Genomic DNA, 24,359 nt, shown 5'->3' on the forward strand with positions numbered 1-24,359 from the left:
TTTCTAGAAATTAACAAAAAGCCCCGCCAAATTTGGCGGGGCTTTTTGTTATCCAATTTTTTTACCCAATAATTCAGCACAAGAATTTTTTAAAGAATCCTACAATGCTCGATTCATGAGCAGTGGTATCCGTGCCAATAATTTCAGAATATTCCATGAGCTTTTTCTTAGCATCAGCAGAAAGGTTCTTTGGTATATGGCATTGTGCAATAATAATTAAGTTGCCACGTGAGTTGCCACGAATATTAAAAAATCCTTTACCTGCAAGCATAATCTTTTCGCCGACCGGGCATCCCTTTGGAATCTTAATGGTCTCTTTTGAGCCATCAATGCTTTCAATTTCCACTTGACTGCCGAGTACTAATTGTGGGTAGGTCAGCATGACGGTGCAGACCAAATCGTTTTCAACGCGTTGGAATTTCTTATCTGCTTTGACGTGTACTTTAATAAACAAATCACCTGCTGGTCCGCCATAAACACCGGCATCGCCTTTGGTGGTAATGCGTAGTTCAGCGCCATCAAAAACACCGCGTGGAATATTAATGCTGAATTTATCGTACTGTTGTTTGCGTGATTGTCCTTTGCATGCAGCGCATGGGGAGGTAATAGTGTATCCTTCGCCGCCGCAGGTGCCGCAGGTTTGGGAATACATAAAGAAGCCCTGACGGAATTGTACTTGGCCGTTGCCATCGCAGGCTTGGCATTTTTGGTAGGAACTTCCTTTTTCTGCGCCTTTTGCTTGGCAGGTTTCGCAAGAAAAGAAGCGATAGTAGCTTATTTCTTCTTTAGCGCCTAAAAAAGCATCTTTTAAAGAGATTGAAATTTCTTTATACAGGTCGTGACCACGTTTTGGTTCTGGGCCTGTTTTTTTACGCCCCTTGCGTTGACGGCCACCGCTGAATGCATCGCCAAAGATATCACCAAAATGTTCAAAGATGTCGTCCATGTTCATACCTGAACTACTGTGTCCGCCCATGTCGCCCATATTTTGGTACTGTGCATGGCCCATTTGGTCATAACGTTGGCGCTTTTCCGTATCGGAAATAACCTCATACGCTTGGGTTGCTTCTTTGAACTTTTCTTCAGCTTCTTTGTTATCGGGGTTGCGGTCTGGGTGATATTTGAGTGCAAGCTTGCGGTAGGCGGCTTTAACTTCCTCTGCAGTAGCAGATTTAGCAACGCCTAATATATCATAAAAGTCTTTTTTTGCCATGGTTCACGTCTTAATATGCTTGTGGGGTTAATAAAGAAATGTTCTTGAACAGTTATCGGTTAGTATACCATAAAATTATTGCCTGCCCAAGGGGATAATTTTATAAGAGCGGTGTCAAAATGGTTGCAATTGCACCAAAAAAGCCTTTTTAAATCATATTTTATCGAATAAAAATAAAATGATTGCTTATTTAGTCAAAAGTTCTGTATAATTTCAATTAGAAATATAATACTATAGTAAAATAATAACAAGGAGTGTAGTTATGAAGCGTACCAGAATAATGTTAACCGTTTTGGCAACTGGGTTTTTAATGAGTGGATTGTCAATGCATGCCCAGCAGGCCGTGCAGCCAGCAAAATTTCCAGATTTCATGATGCTTTTGGCAAGGGTTATGGAAGTTAAAGACGCGGTGCTTGATCAGGCAGCGATACAGAAAATTAAGGATGGATTGGCGCAAATTGTTGCTATTAATGTTCGGTTGGAAACGCAAAAGAATATGAATGAAAAAGAACAACATTCATTAATTAGAACACGAATTTCCTTAGTGAGTAAATTGGTGGCTGATTCATCGGCATTAAGTAAAGTGCTTTTTGCATTGTTGGAGACACTTAATAGCGAGCTTTTGGGAAGTTTTAAGCCTGAGATGGCACAAAAACTTGAGCCGGTGCTGACTAAAGTAACAAAGTTTATTGAGGCTTTGCATGAGTCAGCTGTTTCTCTGGATACGCAAGATAAAGTTAAGGCTAGGCTAGCTGGACTTTCTAAGAGTAATTACGTGATTGAGTTAATTGAGGCATTAATGGCGGTGTTGCTTGATGTATCGGCATTACAGAACTAAAAGTATAAATAATAATCAAAAATAGGAGTATAAGATGAAGAAAAATATAATGATGGTTGTTCTGGTAAGTGGATTAGTAATGGGTGGCCAGTCGGCGCATGCATCACAACCAGTAACGCCAAGTATGTTACAAACACTATTGCAAGTTCTTCCTGCTGTATTTGCTGCAAAGCCTGGAGTGGGTGATGTCATTGGTGGCGTTAATACATTGTTGCCAAAAATACAGGCAGATCTTGCTCTTGCAAGTTCTCCTAATGCTCAATTTGGGACCAAAGTAGTGGCCTACGCTAAAGTAGCTGGCGATGTTGCAATGTTCTTTGATGGGTTGTTAGCCTTTTTATTATCGCTCAATGATGAAATGCAAAAAAATCAGGTTGTTGACGTTGTGACGCATGACCAACGCAAAGCTCTGTTGGCACAAGTTCAAGGACTTATTAAAGTTGCAGAGGGATTTGTTGCATCCATGGCGCAATCTATGGGGCAACGATAAGAAAATAAGTATTCCGCTTGGTTGAAGGGAGCATGCTATGAAGCGTAGTAATATTATACTATCCGCGATTGTGGCAAGCTTCTCTGTATCAGGCGGTTTATCTTTATATGCTGAGCTTAATCTCGTGCCACTGCAAGAATTTATTAAAGAAATTACTAAGATAACTCCTGGTGTGATTCGCTTGGCAAAAGAGACAGGGCCATTTTTTGATTCTTTGGCACTAACTCAGAAAAATATATTAAAAAATGCCGCTGCGCTTCAAGAAGGTCAAGTGGCCGGAAAGCCGATTGCCGAACAACTTCCTCTCATGATTGCCCTGGTTAAGGATGCGACGTCCCTGGTTGAGCAGTCATCTAGTTTTATAAAAATTTTGAACGATCAAATAGTTAAAAATGTTCAGCCAGACATAAGCGTGCAACTTGCTGGCTATCTTGATTTAGTAGCTGCTTTTAATACACGGATAAAAAATGCTGCACTCAATTTTGAAAAAGTACTTGCTGCATCAGGGTCTTTTATAACGGCCTTTACCCAATTACAACAAAAAGTAGTGACCGATTTTGGCACATTGGTGCAAGCACGAACAGCAAATACTTCGATTATGGCAAGTCTTCCATCGATAATTGCAACAACCAAGGATGCTGTGGCGCTAGTTGACCAAGCAATAGGGTTTGCCGTACTTCTTAACGATCGAATGCTTAAAGGGCCGCGACCTGAATTGAATGCTCAAATAGCTACCTATCTTGGGTACGGGACCATGGTAATAAATGGCATTAAAAGTGCTGTATTAGCGTTGGAAAAAGTGGCAACTGATTCAGGGTCATTTATTTCCTTAATTCCCCCTTTACATCAAAAAATTATGGCAGATATTGCTGAAATTAATCAGTCGATCACGGCTAATCTGTCTTTTATGGTCAGGCTCAAAGCCGTGGTGATAGTGGTTAAAGATCTTACAGGCGTTGTTGATGTTCTTATGGGGCTTGCCAAAATTTTTCATGAACAGATCATAAAGTCTCTTGAGCCTCAGCTCAGTGATTCTTTGGTGGCGTATTATGCTTATTGGGATACGTTCCATAAAGTCGCCAAACTTGTTGTGGTCGCTCTTGAAAAGGCAGTAGCTGAGGCAACCGATCCTCTTAATCAATTACAGCAAAAATTTATGTCAGACATGGCTGCCCTGCAGGGGGCCAAAACCAGCGACACTGCATCATTAATGCTTCGGTTGCCATTGATGAAAGATATTGCTGAAATCGTCGACTTGATGATTAGGATTTCAAAATCCTTTAATGAGCAGACGTTTAGAGATGCTGTTCCTTCTGTGTACGCGCAGTTTGGATTGTACATTGGCTTCATTGAGGCCTTCAATGCTGATATTAAAAATACCGTGGACAGTCTTGCGCAGATTTATTCTGCTTTTAAACAGTGAGGAAGCAGGCTATGAAACGTAATAATTATATACTATTAACGATTACAGTAAGCATCTTTGTGCTTGCTGGTCTGTCGTTGTATGCAGATATTGGTCTTGTGCCAATCTCTGCGCAGACTGCGTTATCGCCTGTACAAGTGTCTGCTAAAACGTCTGTTTCTGCGGCGCCAGCGTCTGTCGAATCTATTTCTACGACACCAGTGTCTGTGTCTTCTGTCTCGTCAGAAGAATCGGTAAAAAACCTTGCGGTAAACCTTGAGAAGGTATTAGCGGCATTCGGATCTTTTGTTTCTGATTTCACAACAGTGCAGCAAAAAATTGCTGCTGATGCTACTAATATTGCTCAATCTCGTACAGCTCACACGTCATTGATAGCCAATTTTCCATCAGTTGTTGCGACGGCCAAAGAAGGCTTGTCGTTCATTGAAAAGTTGGTAACTTATTTTAATGATCAAATGACCAAAGGCACACCGCCAGCATCAAAAGAGCAGTTGGCGATTTATAGTGGTTATTTGACCGTCATGGGCGCAGGACTTAAAGATATTGCCTTAGTTTTAGAAAAAGTGGTCAATGATGCTGCGCCATTATGGTCGTCGTTCCCTCCTATACATCAAAAAATCATAGCTGATGTTACCGAAATCAATCAGGCAATCACCGCTAATTTATCCTTTATGGTTAGACTCAAAGCAGTAATAGTGTTGGTTAAAGATCTTACGAGTGTTGTAGATATTGCTATGGCGTTTGCCAGAATTGTGCATGAGCAGATTCTTAAACCCTTGGATCCTTCATTAGCCGAGTCACTTGCCATCTATTATGGTTACTGGGACACCTTCCACAAAACCGTTAAGTTGGTGGTGGTCGGTCTTGAAAAAGTAGTGTCAGAAGCAATGGACCCTATTGCCCAATTGCAGCAAAAATTTGTAACCGATATTGCTGCTTTACAGGGAGCAAAGACAGGCGGCACGGCATCCTCGCTCATTCGTTTGCCTTTACTTAAAGATGTCGCAGAGGCTATTGATCTTGCTGTTAGGCTTGCAAAATCCTTAAACGAGCAATCGTTTAGAGAGGCTATGCCTTCCGTATACCAACAAATTACGGGATATATTCACTATGTTGAGGCTTTTAATGCCGATATTAAAACCATGATAACAAGTCTTGAACAGATTTTTTCTGCCCTAAAATAGGGCGATTTAGGTTTTCCCAGGTTACCCCCGCCGTCCTCCCTGCCTGTCCGTCGTAGCTAGCCAAGCCGGGAGGCCTGGATTAGCGAAGTCGGAAGGGTAGCTCGAGTTTTACGAGAGCGAACTTGAAGGCTATTAGCCAGACTGTCCCAGGTTCAAATAGTGAATTTTATATAAAAACATCAAAACCATTGATTTATAGCCATTACGTGTGGCATAATTACAAGTAGAAATGTATTTTAATCATAACTAATAACAAAAAGGAGAGTTCTAATGAAGAACAAAATGATGATGTCCGTTGTGTTAGCGGGCGGTTTATTGATGGGTGGTCAGATTAAGGCCTTCGATTTCGAAGATTTTATGAATGCCGCGAATGATGTTTTGACATATGCCAATGAATTTGAGTCAACGGTGTATCAGCCGCTTAAAAATGACCTTGATGCGTTTAAGCAGAAATTTACCGATGAGAAAAATAGAGCTTTGGCATCGATACAAATAATTAAAAACAAAAGTACATCAAAACAAGTTAGAACGGCCAATGTCTTTAAGATACTGTTAATTAGTTTTAATTTGTTCAATGAATTATCTGGTCAATTGATCCGATTTGTTGATGTTGCGAAAAGCATGACTCAAAAGTTGGAGCCTATCAGTAGCGAAATTAGAAAAGGTACAGAGGGTATGGCGATGGTTCAGGATAAAATCAGAGATGTTCAAAAGTATGCCGACAGAATTGGTTCTTTAATTACTACGCTGTCTCGCTTATTAGGAACTCCCGTACCTAACTAAAACAATCGATAACTTATGGTAAGTATTAAGCTATATAAAATAAAATAAGGAAAAAATTATGAAGAATAAAAATAACATAATGGCATTAGCCTTGAGTGGTATGGTCATGATGAGTGGGCAATTAATGTATGCTCAACAGGAAGAGGTGTCCAATTTAACGCGTGGAACTCGTATGTTGAACAAAGCCATTCCATTGGTGATCCAAGTTCTTAATGTGGTTAAATCTTTTGATAAAAACATAAGCATTATAAAAAATAACATTGATGATAAGGATTTAACGCCAAAGAAGATTTTTAAGTTGGTTGTTACTATGACTCTTCTTGTGAACGATTTGAATAGTACGTTGAAATCGTTATTTGAATTTACTGGAGAAGCACCGATTGTAAAACTCAGAAATCTTAGTGCTGTAGCTGTGTTTAGGTTGGCACAGATTGAGGCTATTTTTAAGACTATAACGAGTAATCTAAAAGATGTACTTGAGTTAGTTGAGGCGATAGATCCAGAACCAGTTCCTGCCAAAGCACAAGAGTTGCAAAAGAAAATAGAAAAAATTGAAAAAGATCCTGAAGCTATTATGGATGAAGAAGAGCCTGTTTTTGAGGACTAAATAATAGTATTTGAATGATGAAAATAAAGAGAGATCGAATGGCCATGTGTTGTTCGATCTCTCTTTTGCTTAATAAGCGTCTATTGAATAATACTTTGTACACTGTGCTGAGGAGTGTTTAATGTCCCCCTGGCGGGCTGGCATAAAGGTAACCGGGAATTGATAGCCTGGTGCGTCTTTTTTTAATTGTTCGACTAGTTCCAATAAGGTAACGCTGTGTCCTGTAGCAATGTTAAAAATTTGCCCAGGGACTGAATCGGCAAGCATGCCTAATCTCAAATTTGCATCAACAACACGTGCAACGGGTGTAAAGTCGCGTGTTTGTAGGCCATTGCCAAAAATGGTGATGGGTAAGTTATTATGTATTTGATGTGCAAATTTTGCCACTACGCCAGCATAGGCGCCATTCGGGTTTTGTCGCTCGCCATACACATTAAAATATCTGAGCATGACCGTGTTAATACCAAAGTTTTTTGCATACTGTTGGCAGTACAGTTCGCCTATCAATTTTGAATAGCCGTAGGGTGACTCTGGGTTGCAGCTCATTTCTTCTGAACAAGGTTCATTTTTGTTGCCATATACAGCAGAGGATGATGAGAACACAAAGCGTTTGGCGCCATTAATGCGCGCAGCTTCGAGCATATTCAAGGTGCCATCAACATTGGTGGCATGGCATACATCAGGTTGCTCAAGCGATTGTGGCACGGAAATAAAAGCAGCAAGGTGAAATATGATTTCTGCATCTTTGGTTGCAGCAAGGCACACTTCTTTATCAACAATGCTTTTGTTAATGAAGGTAACCTTGTCCTTTATATTTTTGATGTTCTCAAGATCGCCGGTTGAAAGATCGTCAACAATAGTGACGCGCGCGCCAAGATCTACTAATTTTTCTGCTAGGTGTGAGCCGATAAAGCCGCAGCCACCGGTGATAACAACGAGCATGTTGTGATAAAAATGTGTCATAGTTATAGCTCTCTTACTTTTTCTTTTTTTTGTTTAGAGATAACAAATTCGGTTTCTGGTGCGTGTCGTGCTGGCACAACAATCAGTTGTTCAGCAATTTTTTTGCCGTCAAGCACTGCTTCTTGCATGCTCGAGTATTTCCATTCGCCATAGCGGCCGACAGAATGTACCGATTCTTGTGCGAGGCGGTTGTGAATTTTTGGCAAATTCTTTTCGCGCCAGGTGTCGTAAATGACATACGCATGGCTAATCGGGATTATTTTTTGCATGAGGATTTCTGAATCAGCAATGTTGAATAATTTTTTGGTTGCATCAAGTGATGCTTTGAGGGTGCTCGTTACCCATGTTTTCGATTTATTAACATGGGAAAATTCACCATAGAGTGAACTGCAGCCTGGCGGTGTCATGAATTGCGAGCAATTAGATGGGAATCCCATGCGATAAAACGGATAGTGCTTTTCGGGAAAGTAAATCCAATGTTTTTCGGAAAGCTGTGGGCGATTCACCCCAAGATTAAAGTTGATGACTTTATTGCACAGCAACTTATCGGCAGCAGTTGCAAGTGATGTTGAAGATTTTTCCTGCAAGCTGCTCAGTAACTTATCAAGCGGCATGGTGCTAATCAGTTGCTCAAAAGGTTCCACATGGCCATTGGTAAACGATACAGTTTTTGTTTTTAAATCAATGGCACTGACGCAAAAGTTGGTATGAATTGGCTGGGTAAGTTGGTCAGCAATTTTTTGTACCCAGAACAGTATGCCGCCTTTTTTGGGATATAAAAAGCTAGCGTTATACCCAATCAGAGTATCATCGATATCCTGCATTGAGCCTTTAACAATCTGTTGCAACGACGTTTGTGGCACAAAGCGGCCCGTCCAACTGGCGGTAATTTTTTCTAGCGGATGTCCAAAGATTTTGCGTTGGAAGGGAAAAAAGAACTGTTTGCCAAAGCCAGCGCCAAAATTTTGGAGAACCCATTCAGGGAATGTTTGTGGTTTTTTGCGTGAGCGATTACGCAGCACAAATCCTTCAATGCATTCGGCAATTACTTGGTCAGATAACCCAAAAAGGTTTACCTGAAATGGATAGCGGGTGTAGGTGTCATGAGAATAGATAAATGATTTGCGAATCACGGTGTTCAGATTTTCCATGCCGACTAATTGTTCTATCATTGAGCGGAAGTAAGGGTCGCTTGCGTGCAAATAATGGCCAGTGAAGTCAAAGGTAAAGCCATCTTGGGCAATGGTGCCGCACAACCCACCGATGGTGTTATCTCGTTCAAAAATGGCATAATCGTTAAAGCCTTTTTGTTCTAGGTGGTAGGCAGCTGAAATGCCGGTTAACCCTGCTCCAATAATCACTATCTTTGCCATGCGGCTATTCCTTTTTATGCTTGCATATACTTACATCGTCTGTTTTGCCAAAATTTGCATTAGATATACAATGGCACGCATAAAAAGTCTAGAAGGAATCAATCGAGTTTAGTGATCTGTGCGCCAAGAACGTCAAATGACAACGTCAATGGGTGCGCAACTGCGCATATCTTAAATTCTTCAGGCAACGAACTTGTCAGCAGACTGAAACTACCTTTTTTTAATATGGATTCCAAGGTGTTTGGCACGGTGAGCACTAAGTAGAAAGTATTATTAAAGCCGATAGTTTCTTTTTTATCGAAATTGAGCATCAGTGTTTGTTGTGCCTTATTCCATATGCCATCGCAGACTAAATTGTCCTGAATGGGTATGAATTTTTTATCGGGCTCAACTCTGTAGAGTGAGCCGATTAATTTATCAATACATGCACCTTGCCATTGTAAATAAAGGCGGTTGAGATGTACCGTTTCTTTGGCTCTTTTTTTAAAAACAATGCTGCCGGCAAGAATCCATTTGCCACCAAAGATCTTTGCCTTTTCTGGATTGCTTTCAAGGTCCTGCCATTCAGGCTTTAAGATTACCGCAAAGTCCTCGGATGCTTTTGTGCTGGGAATATTTGATAGTACTAGAAGAGCAATGATGCTATAAAGTAGGCGTTGTTTCATGGTAGGCTCCATTGCCATGTAGGGTCTCATTTTTTTTCATTCTTACGATAGCACAAACTAGAAGAGCAAGAAAAGGTTTTTATGTTTATTGAAGACTGAACCCAAATGATTGCTTTGCTTGTCCGATATGTACCTTGACAGTAAAGAGAATTTTAAAGGGATTGTCCTGAATATGTGAAGGAACCGGTGGAAATGAAACTGACGCATCACGGAAAATAAATAGTGCATATTCATCGATATATTTTTTTCCCGATGATTGAGCTATCTCTAGCCCTATCAATGAGCCGTCACGTTTGAGCGTCATATGCATCTGAAGTTCAGCTTTCATGGCGGGTTGATTATTGAGTTTATGATTGTGAACTTTATCAGCATTATTAAGCCACCAGCTTAATTTTTGGAGATAGCGAGAGTATCTGAGTTGTTCTGCCGTTGGGTTGCCGCCTTCTTTGCCTGACATGGTAATCGAGTCATTGCCATCGTTGGTGAGATGGCGTATGAAACCCTTGGTGATATCGGCTAGGCTTATTGGTGCGGGAGTAGCATCGCGATTACTTGTACCGACCATTGTTCCAGTAATGGCCGATTCTTTTTTTGTAGGGCGTTGGGCAATTTTCGGGGATTCTTGTTTTTTTTCAGGTTCAACTATTTTTTGTTCTGCTGTTTTTTCTTCATTATCTTGCACAACGGTGGTTGATTTTTCTTGTTCTTTTTTTTTAATTTCTTGGTCCGGTTTCGAGTTTTGTTGCTCAGGAGTTTTTTCTTCCTCTTTTTGTGGAGATTCAGGTGTTGGTTGGGTTAAAGGTTCTTGATTTTCTGCTGCTGGCTCAGGAGTGAATTCTGGTTCGTCGGCAAATAGAGGAGTGCCACCAAAATCACTAGCGCGAGCCTTCATAGCAGCCCATTCTTCTTTTTGAGGCGCTTCTTGTTGTTTGGTTTCTTCTTGTGGTTCGTCTTGCATATAGACTATTTGTTCTCGTTCTTCATGTGATAGTTGAGTTTTTCTTTCATATTCTGCGTTCTGAGATTTCCAGACAAAAAGGAAAAGCATAATGCATGCATGAATAAGCAGCGCAAGCAGGAGTACGATCATCATTTTTCTGCGATAAGGGTTGCGCTGTTCCATTCGTTCCTTCTTTTTTAGTATCAGAGTACCAGCGCAGCCTACTCTATTACTATAAAAAGATGAATTAGATTTTTACAATCCAGGCAGTTTGTTTCTTTTTGATGAGCGACCAGGCATGATGTGCCCGATGGGTTTTGCTGTCATTGCCGTCGAGAAATCTGAGGAGTTCATCAAAGAAGTTTTGTGTTGGACCAAAAGGAACTTTTTCATGGCAGAGCCAGTGAAGGAGTGCGCGATAGCGCATGATGGGGTGGAGAGTAAGAAGTTTGGTGACGTTGATATGCCATGAGCCATTGTTTTGCTCGGCAAGATCTTGGAACGTTGTTGTGGTGAGCTCGTCTAAAAACGATTCGGTATCTTGAAGGCGTTGCAATGTTGCCATAAAATTTTTATCAAAACGATTGTCGCAGTTTTGTAGTGTTGGGAGTACCGACATTCGAATGCGGTTGCGTAAAAAAGCATCTGAGGTGTTAGTAGGATCGGTCAGATAGAGAATGTTGTGTGCATCCAAATAGGCAAGAATATCTGGCTTGCTGGTTTGCAATAATGGGCGAATATACACATCATCTTTGGCTTGCATGGCGGTCAGCCCGGTTAAGGTCGCGCCACGAAGTAAGCGAATAAAAAAGGTTTCTTGTTGGTCCTGAAGATGGTGTGCCAGGGCGATGTGGTTGCTTCCAGTTTCTTGCAGCAACTTTTGAAAAAAAGTTCGACGTGCCTTGCGGCCAATCTCTTCGTGGGATCCATTAAATTTTAACGATAGATTTAGTTCTGAAAGTTTGCGACTTATAAGGTTAATGCCAAGACTTCTTGCAAGCTCGTGGCAAAATTCTGCATCTTTGTGCGACTCGGCGCGCCATTCGTGGTCAAGATGTGCGGCAACAAGAGATGTAATAGCACCGGATTTTTGTAAGTCCGCCAAATAATGGAGGAGAAAAACCGAATCGGGCCCGCCAGAAAGTCCTACCACTATTTTTGAGTTCGGTGTAAGCAGGCAATTGGTTGTAATATAGGAATTAATTCGTTGGAGTAATGGTTCATTCATAGCTTTAATTATAGCCTAAAAAGGCCATAATTAAAGCTATTTTTCATATTCTTAAATATCTAAATTCTTAACGAAGTGGCCAAAGTTTTCTATATATTGCTTTCTGCCGCTAACGTCATCGCCCATAAGAGTGGTAAACCAGGTGTCAGCTTCAAGAGCATCTTCGATGGTAACTCTGAGCAGCGTGCGCTGAGCTGTGTCCATAGAAGTTTCCCATAGTTGCTCAGGGTTCATTTCTCCAAGACCTTTGTAGCGCTGAATGTTCATGTACGGTTTGCTGATAGCGCTTATAGCATCAAGAAGAGCGATAATGCCTTTGTTGATTATATGGCGATCTTTATCAACAACTTGCACTTTCCAATCATGATTTTCAAGGTGCGAAACGGGCTCAAGGTCTTTTATGAGCACTGCTAGCTGAGGTGAGCTAAAGAAAGCTACCGGCACATCCCAGTGGTTGTTCAACAATGAGAAAGTAATCATGGCTGCTTGTTTTAATGTCTCGTGTGTGTCAGCTGTCTCTACGGTTGCTTGTTGAGCCGTAATAGTGTATTTGTTCAAGTTCTTCTTGAGCATTTCCACTAATGCAGGAATACCCATGGATTCTTCCCACGGATTTTTTTGTAGAACGAGTGTTAAGGTGTGACAGAACTTTTGTAAAATTCTGAACGTCGCTGCAGTCAAACTGAGTTGGTCGTCATAGACGCGTATATCAGTTAATACTTTTTGCCATGCAGCTTGATCTAAGACTTGGTCGTTGACGGTGAGCGTTGTTTGTTCAAATGCCCAGTCAAACAAGAATGTTTTAAATGCCTTATCGTCTTTAAGGTATTGTTCTTTTTTGCCAATCTTTGCTTTGTACAATGGTGGTTGAGCAATGTAGAGGTAGCCTTTGTCGATGAGTGTGCGCATGTACCTGAAGAAGAAGGTAAGGAGGAGTGTGCGAATATGTGCGCCATCAACGTCAGCATCGGTCATTAAAATGATTTTATGATAGCGAGCTTTGTTGACATCGAAATCTTCGCCAATGCTGCAACCAATTGCAGAGATAAGCGCTCTGATTTCTTCGTTTGAAAGTACTTTGTCGATGCGAGCTTTTTCTACGTTTAAGATTTTACCTTTGAGTGGTAAAATTGCTTGTGTGTGTCTGTCTCTACCTTGTTTTGCCGAGCCGCCTGCAGAATCACCTTCTACGATGAATAGTTCTGTTTGTGCAGGGTCTTCGTTGGAACAGTCGGCGAGTTTGCCAGGCAGAATCATAGTTTCTAGAACTGTTTTTCTGCGGGCTATGTCGCGAGCCTTACGAGCGGCTTCGCGTGCACTCATAGCAATTTCAGCTTTTTGTAAAATCTTTTTTGCTACGCCAGGATTTTCTTCAAAGAAAGTTTCTAAGAATGCAAAAGTCCAAGAATCAACAATACCTTTAACTTCATTGTTGCCTAATTTGGTTTTAGTTTGGCCTTCAAATTGAGGTTCTGGAACCTTCATGTTGATGACGCAGACTAAACCTTCTCGAACATCTTCGCTTGAAAAGCTTTCATCGCCTTTAAGAATATTAAATGCGGTCGCTTTTTTATTACATATTTTTGTTAAAGCGGACTTGAACCCAGAGACGTGGGTGCCACCTTCGGTAGTGTTGATGTTATTGACGAATGAAAATAATTGTTCGCCATAACCATCATTATATTGTAAGGCTACTTCAAGAATATAAACATCATCTGTTTTTTCAAAGTAGATAACTTCAGGAAATAGTGGGGTTTTCTTTTCATTAATATGTTCTACGAATGAAATGATACCGCCTTCAAATAAGAATTCGTGGCTCTTGCCGGTGCGTTCATCGGCGATGGATATTTTTAGATTCTTATTTAAAAAGGCAAGCTCGCGTAGACGAACTGAGAGCGTGTCAAAATTGAAGTCTATTGTTTCTTTAAAGATTTCAGGATCTGGTAAGAAATGTACTAAGGTACCACGTTTCTTAGTTTTTCCTGTTACCTGTAATCTGTCGAGTGCCTTGCCTTGTTCGAATGACATTTCATGGATTTCGCCATGTTGGAAGATAGTGAGGTCAAGACGGACGGAAAGTGCGTTAACAACAGAGATGCCAACACCGTGTAATCCGCCAGAGAATTTATATGAATCTTTATCAAATTTACCGCCGGCATGCAATTTGGTAAGTACTACTTCGGCTGCCGATACACCTTCGCTTGGATGAATGTCGGTGGGAATACCACGACCATTATCTTCCACGGAGCAAAAGCCATTTTTGTGCAATATGACCTTGATACTATTACAGTATCCTGCCAATGATTCGTCGACTGAGTTGTCGACAACTTCGTAGACAAGGTGATGCAATCCATGGGGTCCAGTAGACCCAATGTACATTGCGGGGCGTTTTCTAACAGCCTCAAGACCTTCTAAAATTTTAATAGACTGGGCTTTGTATTCTTTTTCTTTAATATCGGCCATAGTATTCTCCTGCGGCAGGTTGGGTAGATGACAAGCTACTTGGTATGGAGATTAAAAAATTTATTTTTTCTATCGTATGTAGTAGTATAAGAGACAATCGTAGAATTTTCCACTTTTAACCATAAAATATTGGTATAAATGTTGGTCGTGCGATTGTATCGAATTATTAAATTGTTTCATGGTAAGTGATTTTGCATGAGCAAAATTGTATCGAGCCACCACTTTTAAAATAATGAGCGCCCCAGTGCGTTTTTAAGGTTTATTGTAGATAGTTATGAAACCAAAAGAAACTATATTTGGGCATGATCGAGATGTTGTTTTTATGTCTCAAGCATTGCGCCAAGCAGAAAAGGCTTTTGCCAAAAATGAGGTGCCGGTAGGTGCCGTAATCGTTAACCCTCAAGGGGTGATTATTGCACGAGGTATGAATTTGGTTGAGTCTCAGCATACGCAGCGAGCCCATGCTGAAAGCTTAGCGATAGAAAAAGCAGGTAAGAAATTGCACGATTGGCGCCTAGAAGGTTGCTGGTTATATGTTACTCTTGAACCATGTGCGATGTGTATGAACCTCATTTTGCTGAGTCGTTTGGATGGTGTTGTATTTGGCGCTTCCTCGCCGCTTTTTGGCTATCATCTTGACAACAACCTTAACGTTCAGCTATACAAGAAAAGTGTTTTGAGTATAGTAGAAGGCATTTGTCAGGAAGAGGCAGGGATTTTGTTGAAGCGATTTTTTAAAACCAAACGATAGAAAGAGGGGATAGTACCTTGAAAGATAATCTAGAAACAATAAGAAAATCATTGATGGCGCGTAAAATGGAGCTTGAACAAGAGTTGACACGCTTGTCTCAAGAGAGGTTCTCTGATGGCCAGGTGCAAGATCCGGGCGATCAGGCTCTTTCTTCTACCATGGAATCTTTGCAAGTTTCATTGCAGGACACTGAACGCGAGGAATACAATAGGATTTTACTGGCTATTGAAAAGGTCGATGATGGTACCTATGGTATTTGTAGCGACTGTGGTCAGCCTATATCCGAAAAGCGGCTTAAATCGTATCAAAATGCCGCTCGGTGCATCGTTTGCCAAGAGGCTTTTGAAGAAAATCCATTTAAATAGTTTTTTTCTACCTTTGATTAGACCTTTTTGTGATTTTTGTTATAGTTAGGTCCCATAGGGTGCCGATGTAGCTCAGCTGGTAGAGCGCTTGATTCGTAATCAATAGGTCGTCGGTTCAACTCCGATCATCGGCTCCAACCTTCGCTCTTTCAGAGCTACGGTTGGCGCGGCCACCACTAAAGGTAGTTTTATAAGATTAATATGTATTGCAAAAGCGAAGGTTGCCCGCCGAAGTCTTAACGTAGGCTGGGCTTATTCAAAGCTTGCAAAAACATTTTGCTTGCAAGCTGCTACATTTTAGTAGTGATAGATCATGCCTACGCTTATCCGGGCCTGGTGCTCTTGAAGAGCACTGTTTTCGGCTCGGCAAGCTCCGGTTGGCGCGGCCAGTTAAGGAAATGATAGTGATAGAACTAGCGTAGGTTGCCCGCCGAAGTTTTAACGTAGGCTGTGCTTATTCGAAGCATAAGAAATCAAAAAACTATCAAACTGCTAAATATGGTCTATAGTTAATGAATTTTTAAATAATTGGCTTCAAATACCTTCGCTTATCCGGGCCTTCAGGCTCGTAGAGCGAGCTTCGTCTGGCTCCGCCAGTTTTTTTAAGGAAGGAATTCGTTAAAAAATGCGATTGCGTCGGGCTCAGCTGAAGATGAGGGCGAAAGGCTAGACCAGAGTCAAACTATTTTGACTTTTTATGGTTTATCCGCTATCCTAAATTGCAGAAGTTCAAAAAGTTTTTGGTGAACATAGTAGGGTTTTTAAAGAGAATCTATGGTAAAAATAAATTTAGATAAAGTAGCTGGTGTGACTGGCAAGGCGAATAAAAACATTTCTCACGGCGTAGGTCGTCGTAAATCTTCAGTAGCACGCGTTTGGCTTTCAAAAGGCAACGGTACACTAACGGTTAACGATAAAGCATACCTCACCTATTTTGACACTGAAATGGCTCAACTTGATGCAGCTGTTCCATTCAGAGTTTGCCCAGCAGCAGGACAATATAATGTTGTTGCCTACGTGCAAGGTGGCGGTCTTCACTCTCAAGCTAACGCGGTAAAGCTAGCAACAGCTCGCGCATTAGTAGAAATTGATGAAACACTTCGTCCTCTATTGCGTAAGCATGAACTCCTAACTGTTGACTCTCGTCTTAAAGAACGTAAGAAATACGGTCAAAAAGCGGCTCGACGTAAGTTCCAGTTCGTAAAAAGATAATTTTGGAAACTGGCAGGGCAACCTGCCAGTTTTACTTATCAGGGTATTTTCTCTTCTCTTGCTTGGTTTTTGCTTTAATAAAAGGTGCAGTGCGCTATGTGTGGAATTGTTGGCTACATAGGGAAAAATTATAGTCGAGATTTCGTTATTGAAGGCCTTTCTCGGCTTGAATATCGCGGTTATGATTCTTCTGGATACGCATGCATAAATCCTGCCGACAACCGTCTTCTTTATGCCCGATCAGCAGGGCAACTGTCTAACCTAGTAAAAAAGTTTGAACAAAACCCTATCGATGGCAATATCGGCATTGGCCACACTCGTTGGTCGACGCACGGTGTTTCTTCTCAAGAAAACGCCCACCCACAATTTGATTGCCAAAAAACCATCTCCATTATCCATAATGGTATTATCGAAAATCATCATGCGCTCAGGTCTCAATTGTCTGCGCAAGGACATGTATTCCATTCCGAGACCGATACAGAAACTATAGCTCATCTTTTTGAGGAGTTGTTGCCAGTTCATAACACGTTTAAAGCGACGGTTATTGATCTTATTAGTAAGCTCGAAGGTGCGTATGCCTTTATTTCTATTCTTCAGGATCATCCAGATGTCATGCTTTTGGTGCGCAAGCGCTCTCCATTGTGTGTAGGTATTGGCGATAACGAAATGTTCGTTGCTTCAGACTTACTCGCTTTTGCTGGCAAAACAAAACAGGTCTTATTTCTGCCCGATCAAAGCTTTGCGTTGGTCAGAAAAGATATGATTGAGCTCTACGATTTCTCCGGTAAATCATTACCTATGACTGTTCAAGAAATTACTGCCGATTGGGCTGCTCATGAAAAAAAAGGCCACGAACATTATATGCTCAAAGAAATCTATGAGCAAAAGGCAGCAATTCATGCGACAGTCAAATGTCTTAAGTCTTTGAGTATTAATATTTGGGACCACATAGGACTTTCAAAAGAGCAGGTAAAAAATTTACATACGCTCAACTTAATTGGTTGCGGCACTTCCTGGCATGCAGGGCGCATAGCACAATTTTTCTTTGAACAAATATGCATGATGCCGACCAAGGTGTTATTAGCATCAGAGTTTCGGTACATGTCATTTTTTTCGGAACCTAATAGTTTGTTTATAGCAATCTCTCAATCAGGCGAAACTGCCGATACGCTAGAAGCATTACGCATGATTAATGACATGCAATTGCCCACCGTGGCATTGACCAACGTGTCATCGAGCACTATGGTGCGCGAAGCTGGTGGTTTTTTGCTCACGCAAGCGGGTCAAGAAGTTGCTGTTGCTTCAACTAAAGCGTTTTCAACCCAAGTTGCTGCACTGTTTTGGTTAGCCAATCGTATGGCGCTTGAAAAGGGCATCATCACCAAACAACAAATGGAACTTGCTGAAGAAGAATTGTTAGTAGCAGCAGAAGTTTTGGAAAGCTGCATCGAAAATTATAAAATTGATATTGTTCAAAAACATGCACGTAAATACGCTCAGTATAAAAAGAGCATCTTTTTAGGACGTCATATTAGTTATCCCTTTGCTATGGAAGCATCATTAAAGCTTAAAGAAATTGCTTATGTGTTTGCTCAATGTTATCCCGCTGGCGAACTTAAACACGGGCCGCTGGCTTTAGTAGATAAAGATACGCCTATCTTTTTATTTTCCCATCGCGATCCGTTGATTTATCAAAAATTACTTTCTAATGCACAAGAAGTTAAAGCGCGCAATGGCCATTTGATTATATTTGCTTTTGAAGGGCAGACTGAATTGCATGCACTCGCCGATTTACTTTTTGTGATTCCTAATGTTAATCCATTGCTCGGGCCCTTGGCCATGACAGGGTTAATGCAATTCTTTGTGTACCACATTGCGCTTGAACTTGGCTGTGCGATTGATAAGCCGCGCAACCTTGCCAAGTCGGTGACGGTTGAATAATTGGTTTATGAGCTATGCAGTTTAAAAAAATCATTAGTTTAGCTTTTCTCGCTTCTTTTGCTATTGCATTCGTTGCAAGTAGCTTGCTTCTGTCAAAGACAGGCATTTTGCCACAATGTTGGATGCATCTGGGTCGTCAAGTTTGCATTGAACAGTATAATCACGATCGAGATCAACAAGGTTTTATGGAGCTCTTTGCGCAGCATCATAATGCTTTAGGCGCATGGGATTTTGAAGAAGAACTGGTTAGTCATGAACATACCATTAATGTTTTACGTGTTAAAAATCAGTTGGCCGGATTTATTGTCTATAAAATGTTGGATGACTTTCACGGCCACGTTGATTTGTTGGCGATTGACAAACAATGCCATGGGTGTGGCTATGGTCATACCTTATTAACACATGCTATGAATGAGCTTAAAAATGCTGGCGCGCAAACCATCTCGCTTAAAGTGTATGATGACAATGAAAAGGCAAAGCGGTTTTATACCAACATTGGGTTCACTCCCAAAGATAGCCCCGGTTGTTTGATTGAATATGCAATTAAATTGGCGTAGTATTTTTTAGATTGGGTTTGTCCCGTTAGAAGACAAACCCAATCGTTGTTAGTTGGTCTAAATTTTTATTTCTTCCAGAGTCAGCTTATCGTTCGTAATAAAGTTGCTCTTCAAGAACTCGATCGCTTTAGTTCTTGTCGTCACATTGTGTGGGCAGGTAGTTTTTCCGGTGTAGAGCAAGTTAATCAAGCTGATGGTGTCGCGGAGTTGATTATCGGTTTCAAGCATGGTGCGCGCACGATCAGCCCAGGTCTTTTTCTCTTTATCCTTTTTCTTTTCCTCTTCCGCTTCTTTATCTTTATCTTCCGCTTCTTTGTTGGCATCTACTTTTATGTAGCCAGGCAATGCACATTCGCGGCCATAAAATTTGGTGAACCAGGTCATTTGTTCTGTTGGTGGCATGCGTCGATCAATGACAAAGTCTGGTTCAATGCCCAAGCCTTGGACTGAAGTGTCGTTAGGCAAAAAGTAGAGCGAAGTCGTGATTTTCATGGCGCAGTTATTGCTGACGGGAATAACTTCTTGAACCGAGCCTTTACCAAAAGTTCTGGTACCAACTAAAAATACCATGAGTTTCTTTTGATGATTATTGCCCGCTTCTTTGGAGAGTTTTTCTGAATGGATCTTTAATACACCGGCAAGAATTTCTGCAGCTGATGCCGTGTAATTATTCATTAAAATGAAAATAGGTAGTGCGTCATTGGCTATGGGATTATTACTGGTTTCGTAGCGTTCTGTTTCTTTGTGTGTTTTGTCTTTCGTGGTCACCACTAAGCTGCCTTTATCTAAAAATAATCCGGCGATATCAATAGCTGCGCTGAGTGATCCACCTGAATTGTTGCGGAGGTCAAGAATAAGGGCTTTGTATTTTTTCTTTTTTGATTGTTGTAGTAACTGGGTGATTTGTTTGATGGCCGTTGAGGTAAACATGTTCAGTGAGATGTAGCTGATGTTGTGTTCATTAATATAAAAGGCGAGGGAGTTTTGCTCTTTTACTACATCGCGGGTGATATCAAAAGAAAGCATATCCGTGTGGCCTTCGCGTAACACCTTGATGTGTACCTGGGTGTTGCGTTCACCCTTTAATTTTGCGGTTGCTTCTTCGGTACTCATGCCTTCCAGTTGTTCGCCATTAATTTCCATAATTTTATCGTGTGGTTGCACGCCGGCTTTATCAGATGGGCCGTCTGGAATAGTATCAATGATGGTTAATGTTTTATCTTTTGGTTGGCGAGTGTTGTCGATAACGATGCCAATACCAAAAAATTCACCACTGGTTGTTTCCAAAATTTGTTTATAGGTTTTCGGGTCAAGAAAGTTAGAGTGCGGGTCAAGAGCAGATAAAAATCCGTCGATTGCCTTAATCATACATTCTTCCAGGTCACTTACCTTGTAATGTTTTTTACTGGTGTTTTCTACAACCTCAGCAAAGGTGCGAGTCCAGTTGAAGGCTACTTCGTCAAAATCAAAAGGTGCTTTTTGTTCTTTTTTGTTTGGTTCTTTTGTTATTACCATAGCTGGTACCATAGAGCAGAGCGTGATGACGATGAGTAGTTGTTTTTTCATAATAGTATCCTTTTTTTGGTTAACAATAGAATGATATCTTCCATAATAGAACTATATGTTTGCCCAGAGAAGAGTTATAATTTATTTATATAAAAAACAGCTTGTTTGAGGATATATGGCACATGAAATGATGGCGGAAGCAAAAACTGCCGTTCAACCACAGATTGTTATCGTTACTGGATATTCCGGCGCCGGCAAAAGTACGGTGCTTCGTGCATTGGAAGATGTTGGTTTTTTTTGTGTTGATAACTTGCCGATTGCATTATTGGATTCATTTTTTCAGTTGGTTCATCAATCGAAAATTAATGGTCAGCGGTTGGCGCTTGGCATTGATATTCGTGGTGGATTAGCGATCGAAGATTTTATTCGCGATGTGCGGAATAGATTTGCGCATGGCGCTATGAATGCTCCTAAAATTTTTTTTCTGCGATCAAGTCCCGCTGTTCTTTTAAAACGCTTTCAAGAAACACGTCGTAAGCATCCACTTGCCGATGCTATTGATATGCCGAGTGCCATTCAACAAGAACAGGATTTATTACAGCCGCTCATGTCTATTGCCGATTTAGTTTTGGATACTGACCAGTTAAATATTCATCAACTACGTAGCTTTGTACGCTCGGCATTTTCGCCGGGTGGGGAGCAGCGCATGGTGGTGAGCTTAGTTTCTTTTGGTTTCAAATATGGTGCGCCGTTAGAAAGTAATTTTTTGTACGACGTGCGCTCATTGCCCAATCCTTATTTTGTACCAGCATTAAAGCATTTACGGGGCATTGATTCAGAAGTTGCTCAGTATCTGTTTGCGCAGCCTGATGTCATCGAATACTGGGATAAGCTGGTGGATTTTGTGTGCTATTCGATTAAGAAGTCACATGCGGAAGGCCGGTTCTTTATGAATATTGCGATTGGATGCACAGGAGGCAAGCACCGCTCCGTGGCCTTTGTGCAAAAACTTGCGCAGGAACAATTACCCAATGTACAGTTTATAGTTGAGCATCGTGATATTAATCGTGACTCATACAACAATAAACAAGAGGCAAAAGAGGTGGTACTATGAAGGAAATTAAACGAAAAATATTACGAATTTTCTTTGCGTTAGAATTGTTAGTTTTTACGGGGACTTATTTTTTTGCTCCCAACGGTTTTTGTGCGGTGACGCAATTGCAAGAAGAAAATCAGCAGCTCGTGGCAGAAATTAATCTGTTGCGTGCCGATGTGTATGGCCTTGAACATACGATTGTCCAATGGGATGCTCATCCATTTTATAAAGAAAAAATTGCTCGTGAACAGTTACAAATGGCCCGCAAGGGTGATCAAATCTACTACGTACGTTAGGAGTCTTAATGTTGGAATTCGCATATAGCTTACCAAAACTTTCTTATGATTATGGCGCATTAGAGCCGTATATAGATGCAATGACGATGGAAATCCATCACACTAAGCATCATCAGGCTTATATTGATAATCTTAATAAAGCTATGGAACAAGTCCCTGCTTTACAAGGTACACCGCTTACTGAATTATTAAGTTCTTTAGATTCAGTGCCTGAATCAGTACGCGCCGTGGTCAGAAATCACGGTGGCGGTCATTATAATCATTCAGTTTTTTGGAAGATGTTGAGCAGAGATGGCGGTGGTGAACCGCAAGGACCTGTTGGCGATATCATAAAAAAAGAGTTTGGCAGCTTTGCAGCATTTCAAGATCAATTCAATACAGCCGCTAAAGGAGTTTTTGGTAGTGGTTGGGCTTGGTTGTGTGTTGCGCCTAACGGACAGTATAAGATTATTGCCACTCCTAACCAAGACACACCATTATCACAAGGGTCGCAGCCAATTTTGGGGCTTGATGTTTGGGAGCATGCTTATTATTTGAAATACCAAAATAAACGGCCTGATTATATTAATGCATGGTGGCATGTGGTTAATTGGGAGCAGGTTGAAGAGAACTATAGTACTATTGTACGATAATAGGGTAGATGATATAATAACATGAGTATATTGACCATAAAATTTTAGTTATAGAAGATCTCCATGAAAAAAAATGAAAACATTGGCACGGTAGAAACCCAAGCTCCTCTATCTGTTTCTGATGAACACCGTATTCGCCTTGAAAAAGTAGAAGTGATGCGTAAAGCTGGCATTGAGCCTTGGCCTGCCGGAAAACTAGTCAATGCAGTTTGCAAAGATGTAATTGATGAATATGTTGAAGGTGCAGAATCTCGTGAATATGCCATTGAAGGTAGACTCATGGCATTGCGTGGGCACGGAAAAACAATATTTGCTCAAATTCAAGACCGCAGCGGCCTTGTACAGGTCTATATTAAACAAGATATTTTAGGCGATGATGCCTTTGCCAATTTTAATAACTTTGTTGATATTGGTGATATTGTTTGGGTTAAAGGACAATCGTTCAAAACCAAAACGGGTGAAATTACTTTAAAAGTCACTGAGTTTGCTTTGCAAAGTAAATGTCTCTATCCATTACCAGATAAGTTTCATGGTCTTGCTGATATTGAAGTTCGCTATCGTCAACGTTATTTAGATTTAATCAGTTCGTCAGATAGTCGGGAACGTTTTAAAAAGCGCTCAGCAATTGTTCGCACGATGCGTAGTTATTTTGATACAAATGACTTTATGGAAGTTGAAACGCCGATGTTGCACCCCATTCCAGGTGGTGCTGCGGCAAAGCCTTTTGTAACCCATCACAATGCACTTGATTCTGAATTCTATTTGCGTATTGCTCCTGAGCTTTATTTAAAGCGCCTCGTGGTCGGTGGTTTTGACCGTGTGTATGAAATTAACCGAAATTTCAGAAATGAGGGGATTTCAACACGTCACAATCCTGAATTCACCATGGTGGAGTTCTATACGGCGTACCAAGATTACAACTGGGCTATGGATTTTGTAGACAACATGTTCAAAAAAATTGCTATGGAATCCTGTGGGGCATTAGAGCTTCCGTTTGGTGACCATATCATCGATTTTGGTAAACCATTTGCTCGTTTGAGTATGAAGGATGCGGTAATAAAATACGGCAACTTTGCAAAGGGTGCTATCGAAGGTGATGCTATTGATGCAGTTTTAAAAAACCACGGTTTTCAGGCCGCTAACAAAAATGCCTCATGGGGGGAAAAGTTGTTAGTGTTGTTTGAAAAACTGGTTGAACCTCAATTAATTCAGCCAACCTTTATTACTCATTTTCCTATTGAAGTTTCGCCGTTAGCAAAAAGAGATCCACAAGACCCATCGATTGCAGCGCGCTTTGAGCTCTTTATTGCCGGTATGGAAATTAGCAACGGTTTCAATGAGTTAAACGATCCATTTGATCAAGCATCTCGATTTCACGATCAAGCAAAGGCACGCACCGCGGGTGATGACGAGGCGCATTTTTATGATGCTGAGTTTATTCATGCGCTTGATTATGCCTTGCCACCTACTGCTGGCGTTGGTATTGGTATTGATCGCTTAGTGATGTTGATGACTAACACAACCTCTATTAAAGATGTTATTTTGTTTCCAACATTAAAACGTAAACATTAATTAGAACTCTATCTTTTTTTTCCCCCTTTGTGGTATCGTCACCTTTGAATAAGGGACTATACATACAATGGGGGATTTTTAATGCGTATTATTAACTATAGTGTAGCGCTCATTTTTTTTATTATTCACAGTAATGCGCTTCGAGCAGACACCATCTCAGTTCATAATGAAACTCCCTATGATTTGTATGTTGTTACCTATATTCAGCAATCTATTGGGGTTGGTCCTTTTTCAAAACAATATGCTCCCGAGCGTCAGATG

Annotated in this window: 24 protein-coding genes and 1 tRNA gene; 17 read left to right on the top strand and 8 right to left on the bottom strand. The window is 40.9% G+C overall.

The features are described from left to right. Nucleotides 1–73 precede the first annotated feature (73 nt). A complete protein-coding gene (gene dnaJ / locus NTX86_04935) occupies nucleotides 74–1,213 on the bottom strand; it encodes a molecular chaperone DnaJ (protein ID MCX5922640.1) in 1,140 nt (379 codons plus the stop codon). A 262-nt stretch (nucleotides 1,214–1,475) separates the two neighbouring features. On the opposite strand from dnaJ, the gene NTX86_04940 reads away from it, so the two are divergent. The 6 genes from NTX86_04940 to NTX86_04965 all read left to right on the top strand — a co-directional run bounded on the left by NTX86_04940 (nucleotide 1,476) and on the right by NTX86_04965 (nucleotide 6,538). Beyond that, nucleotides 1,476–2,051: a hypothetical protein gene (locus tag NTX86_04940; GenBank protein MCX5922641.1), complete on the top strand. Its 576-nt coding sequence runs from the start codon at nucleotides 1,476–1,478 to the stop codon at nucleotides 2,049–2,051. A 34-nt stretch (nucleotides 2,052–2,085) separates the two neighbouring features. Further along, a complete protein-coding gene (locus tag NTX86_04945; protein ID MCX5922642.1) occupies nucleotides 2,086–2,541 on the top strand; it encodes a hypothetical protein in 456 nt (151 codons plus the stop codon). Between the two features lie 37 nt (nucleotides 2,542–2,578). Then, entirely contained in the window at nucleotides 2,579–3,964 is a 1,386-nt protein-coding gene (locus tag NTX86_04950; protein MCX5922643.1) for a hypothetical protein, read from the top strand. Nucleotides 3,965–3,975: 11 nt separating this feature from the next. After that, nucleotides 3,976–5,148, top strand: coding sequence for a hypothetical protein (locus NTX86_04955; GenBank protein ID MCX5922644.1), 1,173 nt, complete (start codon nucleotides 3,976–3,978; stop codon nucleotides 5,146–5,148). Nucleotides 5,149–5,418: 270 nt separating this feature from the next. After that, complete coding sequence (locus tag NTX86_04960) at nucleotides 5,419–5,931, top strand: hypothetical protein (GenBank protein MCX5922645.1); 513 nt, start codon at nucleotides 5,419–5,421, stop codon at nucleotides 5,929–5,931. 58 nt (nucleotides 5,932–5,989) lie between these two features. Next, nucleotides 5,990–6,538, top strand: coding sequence for a hypothetical protein (locus NTX86_04965; GenBank protein MCX5922646.1), 549 nt, complete (start codon nucleotides 5,990–5,992; stop codon nucleotides 6,536–6,538). A gap of 69 nt (nucleotides 6,539–6,607) precedes the next feature. On the opposite strand, the gene NTX86_04970 is transcribed toward NTX86_04965, so the two are convergent. The 6 genes from NTX86_04970 to gyrB all read right to left on the bottom strand — a co-directional run bounded on the left by NTX86_04970 (nucleotide 6,608) and on the right by gyrB (nucleotide 14,170). Next, nucleotides 6,608–7,501 (bottom strand): NAD-dependent epimerase/dehydratase family protein, encoded by an 894-nt coding sequence (locus tag NTX86_04970; GenBank protein ID MCX5922647.1) that lies wholly within the window; start codon nucleotides 7,499–7,501, stop codon nucleotides 6,608–6,610. Between the two features lie 2 nt (nucleotides 7,502–7,503). Next, nucleotides 7,504–8,874 (bottom strand): FAD-dependent oxidoreductase, encoded by a 1,371-nt coding sequence (locus NTX86_04975; GenBank protein MCX5922648.1) that lies wholly within the window; start codon nucleotides 8,872–8,874, stop codon nucleotides 7,504–7,506. Between the two features lie 98 nt (nucleotides 8,875–8,972). Beyond that, nucleotides 8,973–9,539: a hypothetical protein gene (locus tag NTX86_04980; GenBank protein MCX5922649.1), complete on the bottom strand. Its 567-nt coding sequence runs from the start codon at nucleotides 9,537–9,539 to the stop codon at nucleotides 8,973–8,975. A gap of 85 nt (nucleotides 9,540–9,624) precedes the next feature. After that, nucleotides 9,625–10,662: a TonB C-terminal domain-containing protein gene (locus tag NTX86_04985; protein MCX5922650.1), complete on the bottom strand. Its 1,038-nt coding sequence runs from the start codon at nucleotides 10,660–10,662 to the stop codon at nucleotides 9,625–9,627. Nucleotides 10,663–10,726: 64 nt separating this feature from the next. Beyond that, nucleotides 10,727–11,707 carry a tRNA lysidine(34) synthetase TilS gene (gene tilS / locus NTX86_04990; GenBank protein MCX5922651.1) on the bottom strand — a complete coding sequence of 327 codons (981 nt, stop codon included), beginning with the start codon at nucleotides 11,705–11,707 and terminating at the stop codon, nucleotides 10,727–10,729. A gap of 51 nt (nucleotides 11,708–11,758) precedes the next feature. Continuing rightward, on the bottom strand, nucleotides 11,759–14,170 hold the full coding sequence (gene gyrB, locus NTX86_04995) for a DNA topoisomerase (ATP-hydrolyzing) subunit B (protein MCX5922652.1): 2,412 nt from the start codon (nucleotides 14,168–14,170) through the stop codon (nucleotides 11,759–11,761). Nucleotides 14,171–14,444: 274 nt separating this feature from the next. On the opposite strand from gyrB, the gene NTX86_05000 reads away from it, so the two are divergent. The 6 genes from NTX86_05000 to NTX86_05025 all read left to right on the top strand — a co-directional run bounded on the left by NTX86_05000 (nucleotide 14,445) and on the right by NTX86_05025 (nucleotide 18,996). After that, nucleotides 14,445–14,921 (top strand): nucleoside deaminase, encoded by a 477-nt coding sequence (locus NTX86_05000; GenBank protein ID MCX5922653.1) that lies wholly within the window; start codon nucleotides 14,445–14,447, stop codon nucleotides 14,919–14,921. A 17-nt stretch (nucleotides 14,922–14,938) separates the two neighbouring features. Continuing rightward, nucleotides 14,939–15,286: a TraR/DksA family transcriptional regulator gene (locus NTX86_05005; protein MCX5922654.1), complete on the top strand. Its 348-nt coding sequence runs from the start codon at nucleotides 14,939–14,941 to the stop codon at nucleotides 15,284–15,286. A 61-nt stretch (nucleotides 15,287–15,347) separates the two neighbouring features. Continuing rightward, a tRNA-Thr gene (locus NTX86_05010) sits at nucleotides 15,348–15,423 on the top strand. A gap of 637 nt (nucleotides 15,424–16,060) precedes the next feature. Continuing rightward, nucleotides 16,061–16,498, top strand: a complete 438-nt coding sequence (gene rpsI / locus NTX86_05015) for a 30S ribosomal protein S9 (protein ID MCX5922655.1) — start codon at nucleotides 16,061–16,063, stop codon at nucleotides 16,496–16,498. A gap of 96 nt (nucleotides 16,499–16,594) precedes the next feature. Next, nucleotides 16,595–18,439, top strand: a complete 1,845-nt coding sequence (gene glmS / locus NTX86_05020) for a glutamine--fructose-6-phosphate transaminase (isomerizing) (protein MCX5922656.1) — start codon at nucleotides 16,595–16,597, stop codon at nucleotides 18,437–18,439. Nucleotides 18,440–18,453: 14 nt separating this feature from the next. Next, nucleotides 18,454–18,996: a GNAT family N-acetyltransferase gene (locus NTX86_05025; GenBank protein ID MCX5922657.1), complete on the top strand. Its 543-nt coding sequence runs from the start codon at nucleotides 18,454–18,456 to the stop codon at nucleotides 18,994–18,996. Nucleotides 18,997–19,053: 57 nt separating this feature from the next. Here NTX86_05025 and NTX86_05030 read toward each other — a convergent pair whose 3' ends face one another. Next, nucleotides 19,054–20,562, bottom strand: coding sequence for a S41 family peptidase (locus NTX86_05030; protein ID MCX5922658.1), 1,509 nt, complete (start codon nucleotides 20,560–20,562; stop codon nucleotides 19,054–19,056). A gap of 115 nt (nucleotides 20,563–20,677) precedes the next feature. Between NTX86_05030 and rapZ the strand changes: the two genes are divergently transcribed. The 5 genes from rapZ to NTX86_05055 form a co-directional block, all read left to right on the top strand. Then, nucleotides 20,678–21,616 carry an RNase adapter RapZ gene (gene rapZ / locus NTX86_05035; protein ID MCX5922659.1) on the top strand — a complete coding sequence of 313 codons (939 nt, stop codon included), beginning with the start codon at nucleotides 20,678–20,680 and terminating at the stop codon, nucleotides 21,614–21,616. Next, a complete protein-coding gene (locus NTX86_05040; protein ID MCX5922660.1) occupies nucleotides 21,613–21,894 on the top strand; it encodes a septum formation initiator family protein in 282 nt (93 codons plus the stop codon). Before rapZ ends, NTX86_05040 begins: the two co-directional genes overlap by 4 nt. 8 nt (nucleotides 21,895–21,902) lie before the next feature. Continuing rightward, the gene (locus tag NTX86_05045; GenBank protein ID MCX5922661.1) at nucleotides 21,903–22,526 is read left to right on the top strand and encodes a superoxide dismutase; all 624 of its coding nucleotides are present in this window, start codon (nucleotides 21,903–21,905) and stop codon (nucleotides 22,524–22,526) included. A 63-nt stretch (nucleotides 22,527–22,589) separates the two neighbouring features. Next, on the top strand, nucleotides 22,590–24,098 hold the full coding sequence (lysS, locus tag NTX86_05050; protein ID MCX5922662.1) for a lysine--tRNA ligase: 1,509 nt from the start codon (nucleotides 22,590–22,592) through the stop codon (nucleotides 24,096–24,098). An 81-nt stretch (nucleotides 24,099–24,179) separates the two neighbouring features. Further along, nucleotides 24,180–24,359 (top strand): hypothetical protein (locus NTX86_05055; GenBank protein ID MCX5922663.1); only part of this gene is annotated, 180 nt, incomplete at its 3' end.

This window comes from Candidatus Dependentiae bacterium (assembly GCA_026389015.1).
Lineage (GTDB): Bacteria > Babelota > Babeliae > Babelales > Vermiphilaceae > JAPLIR01.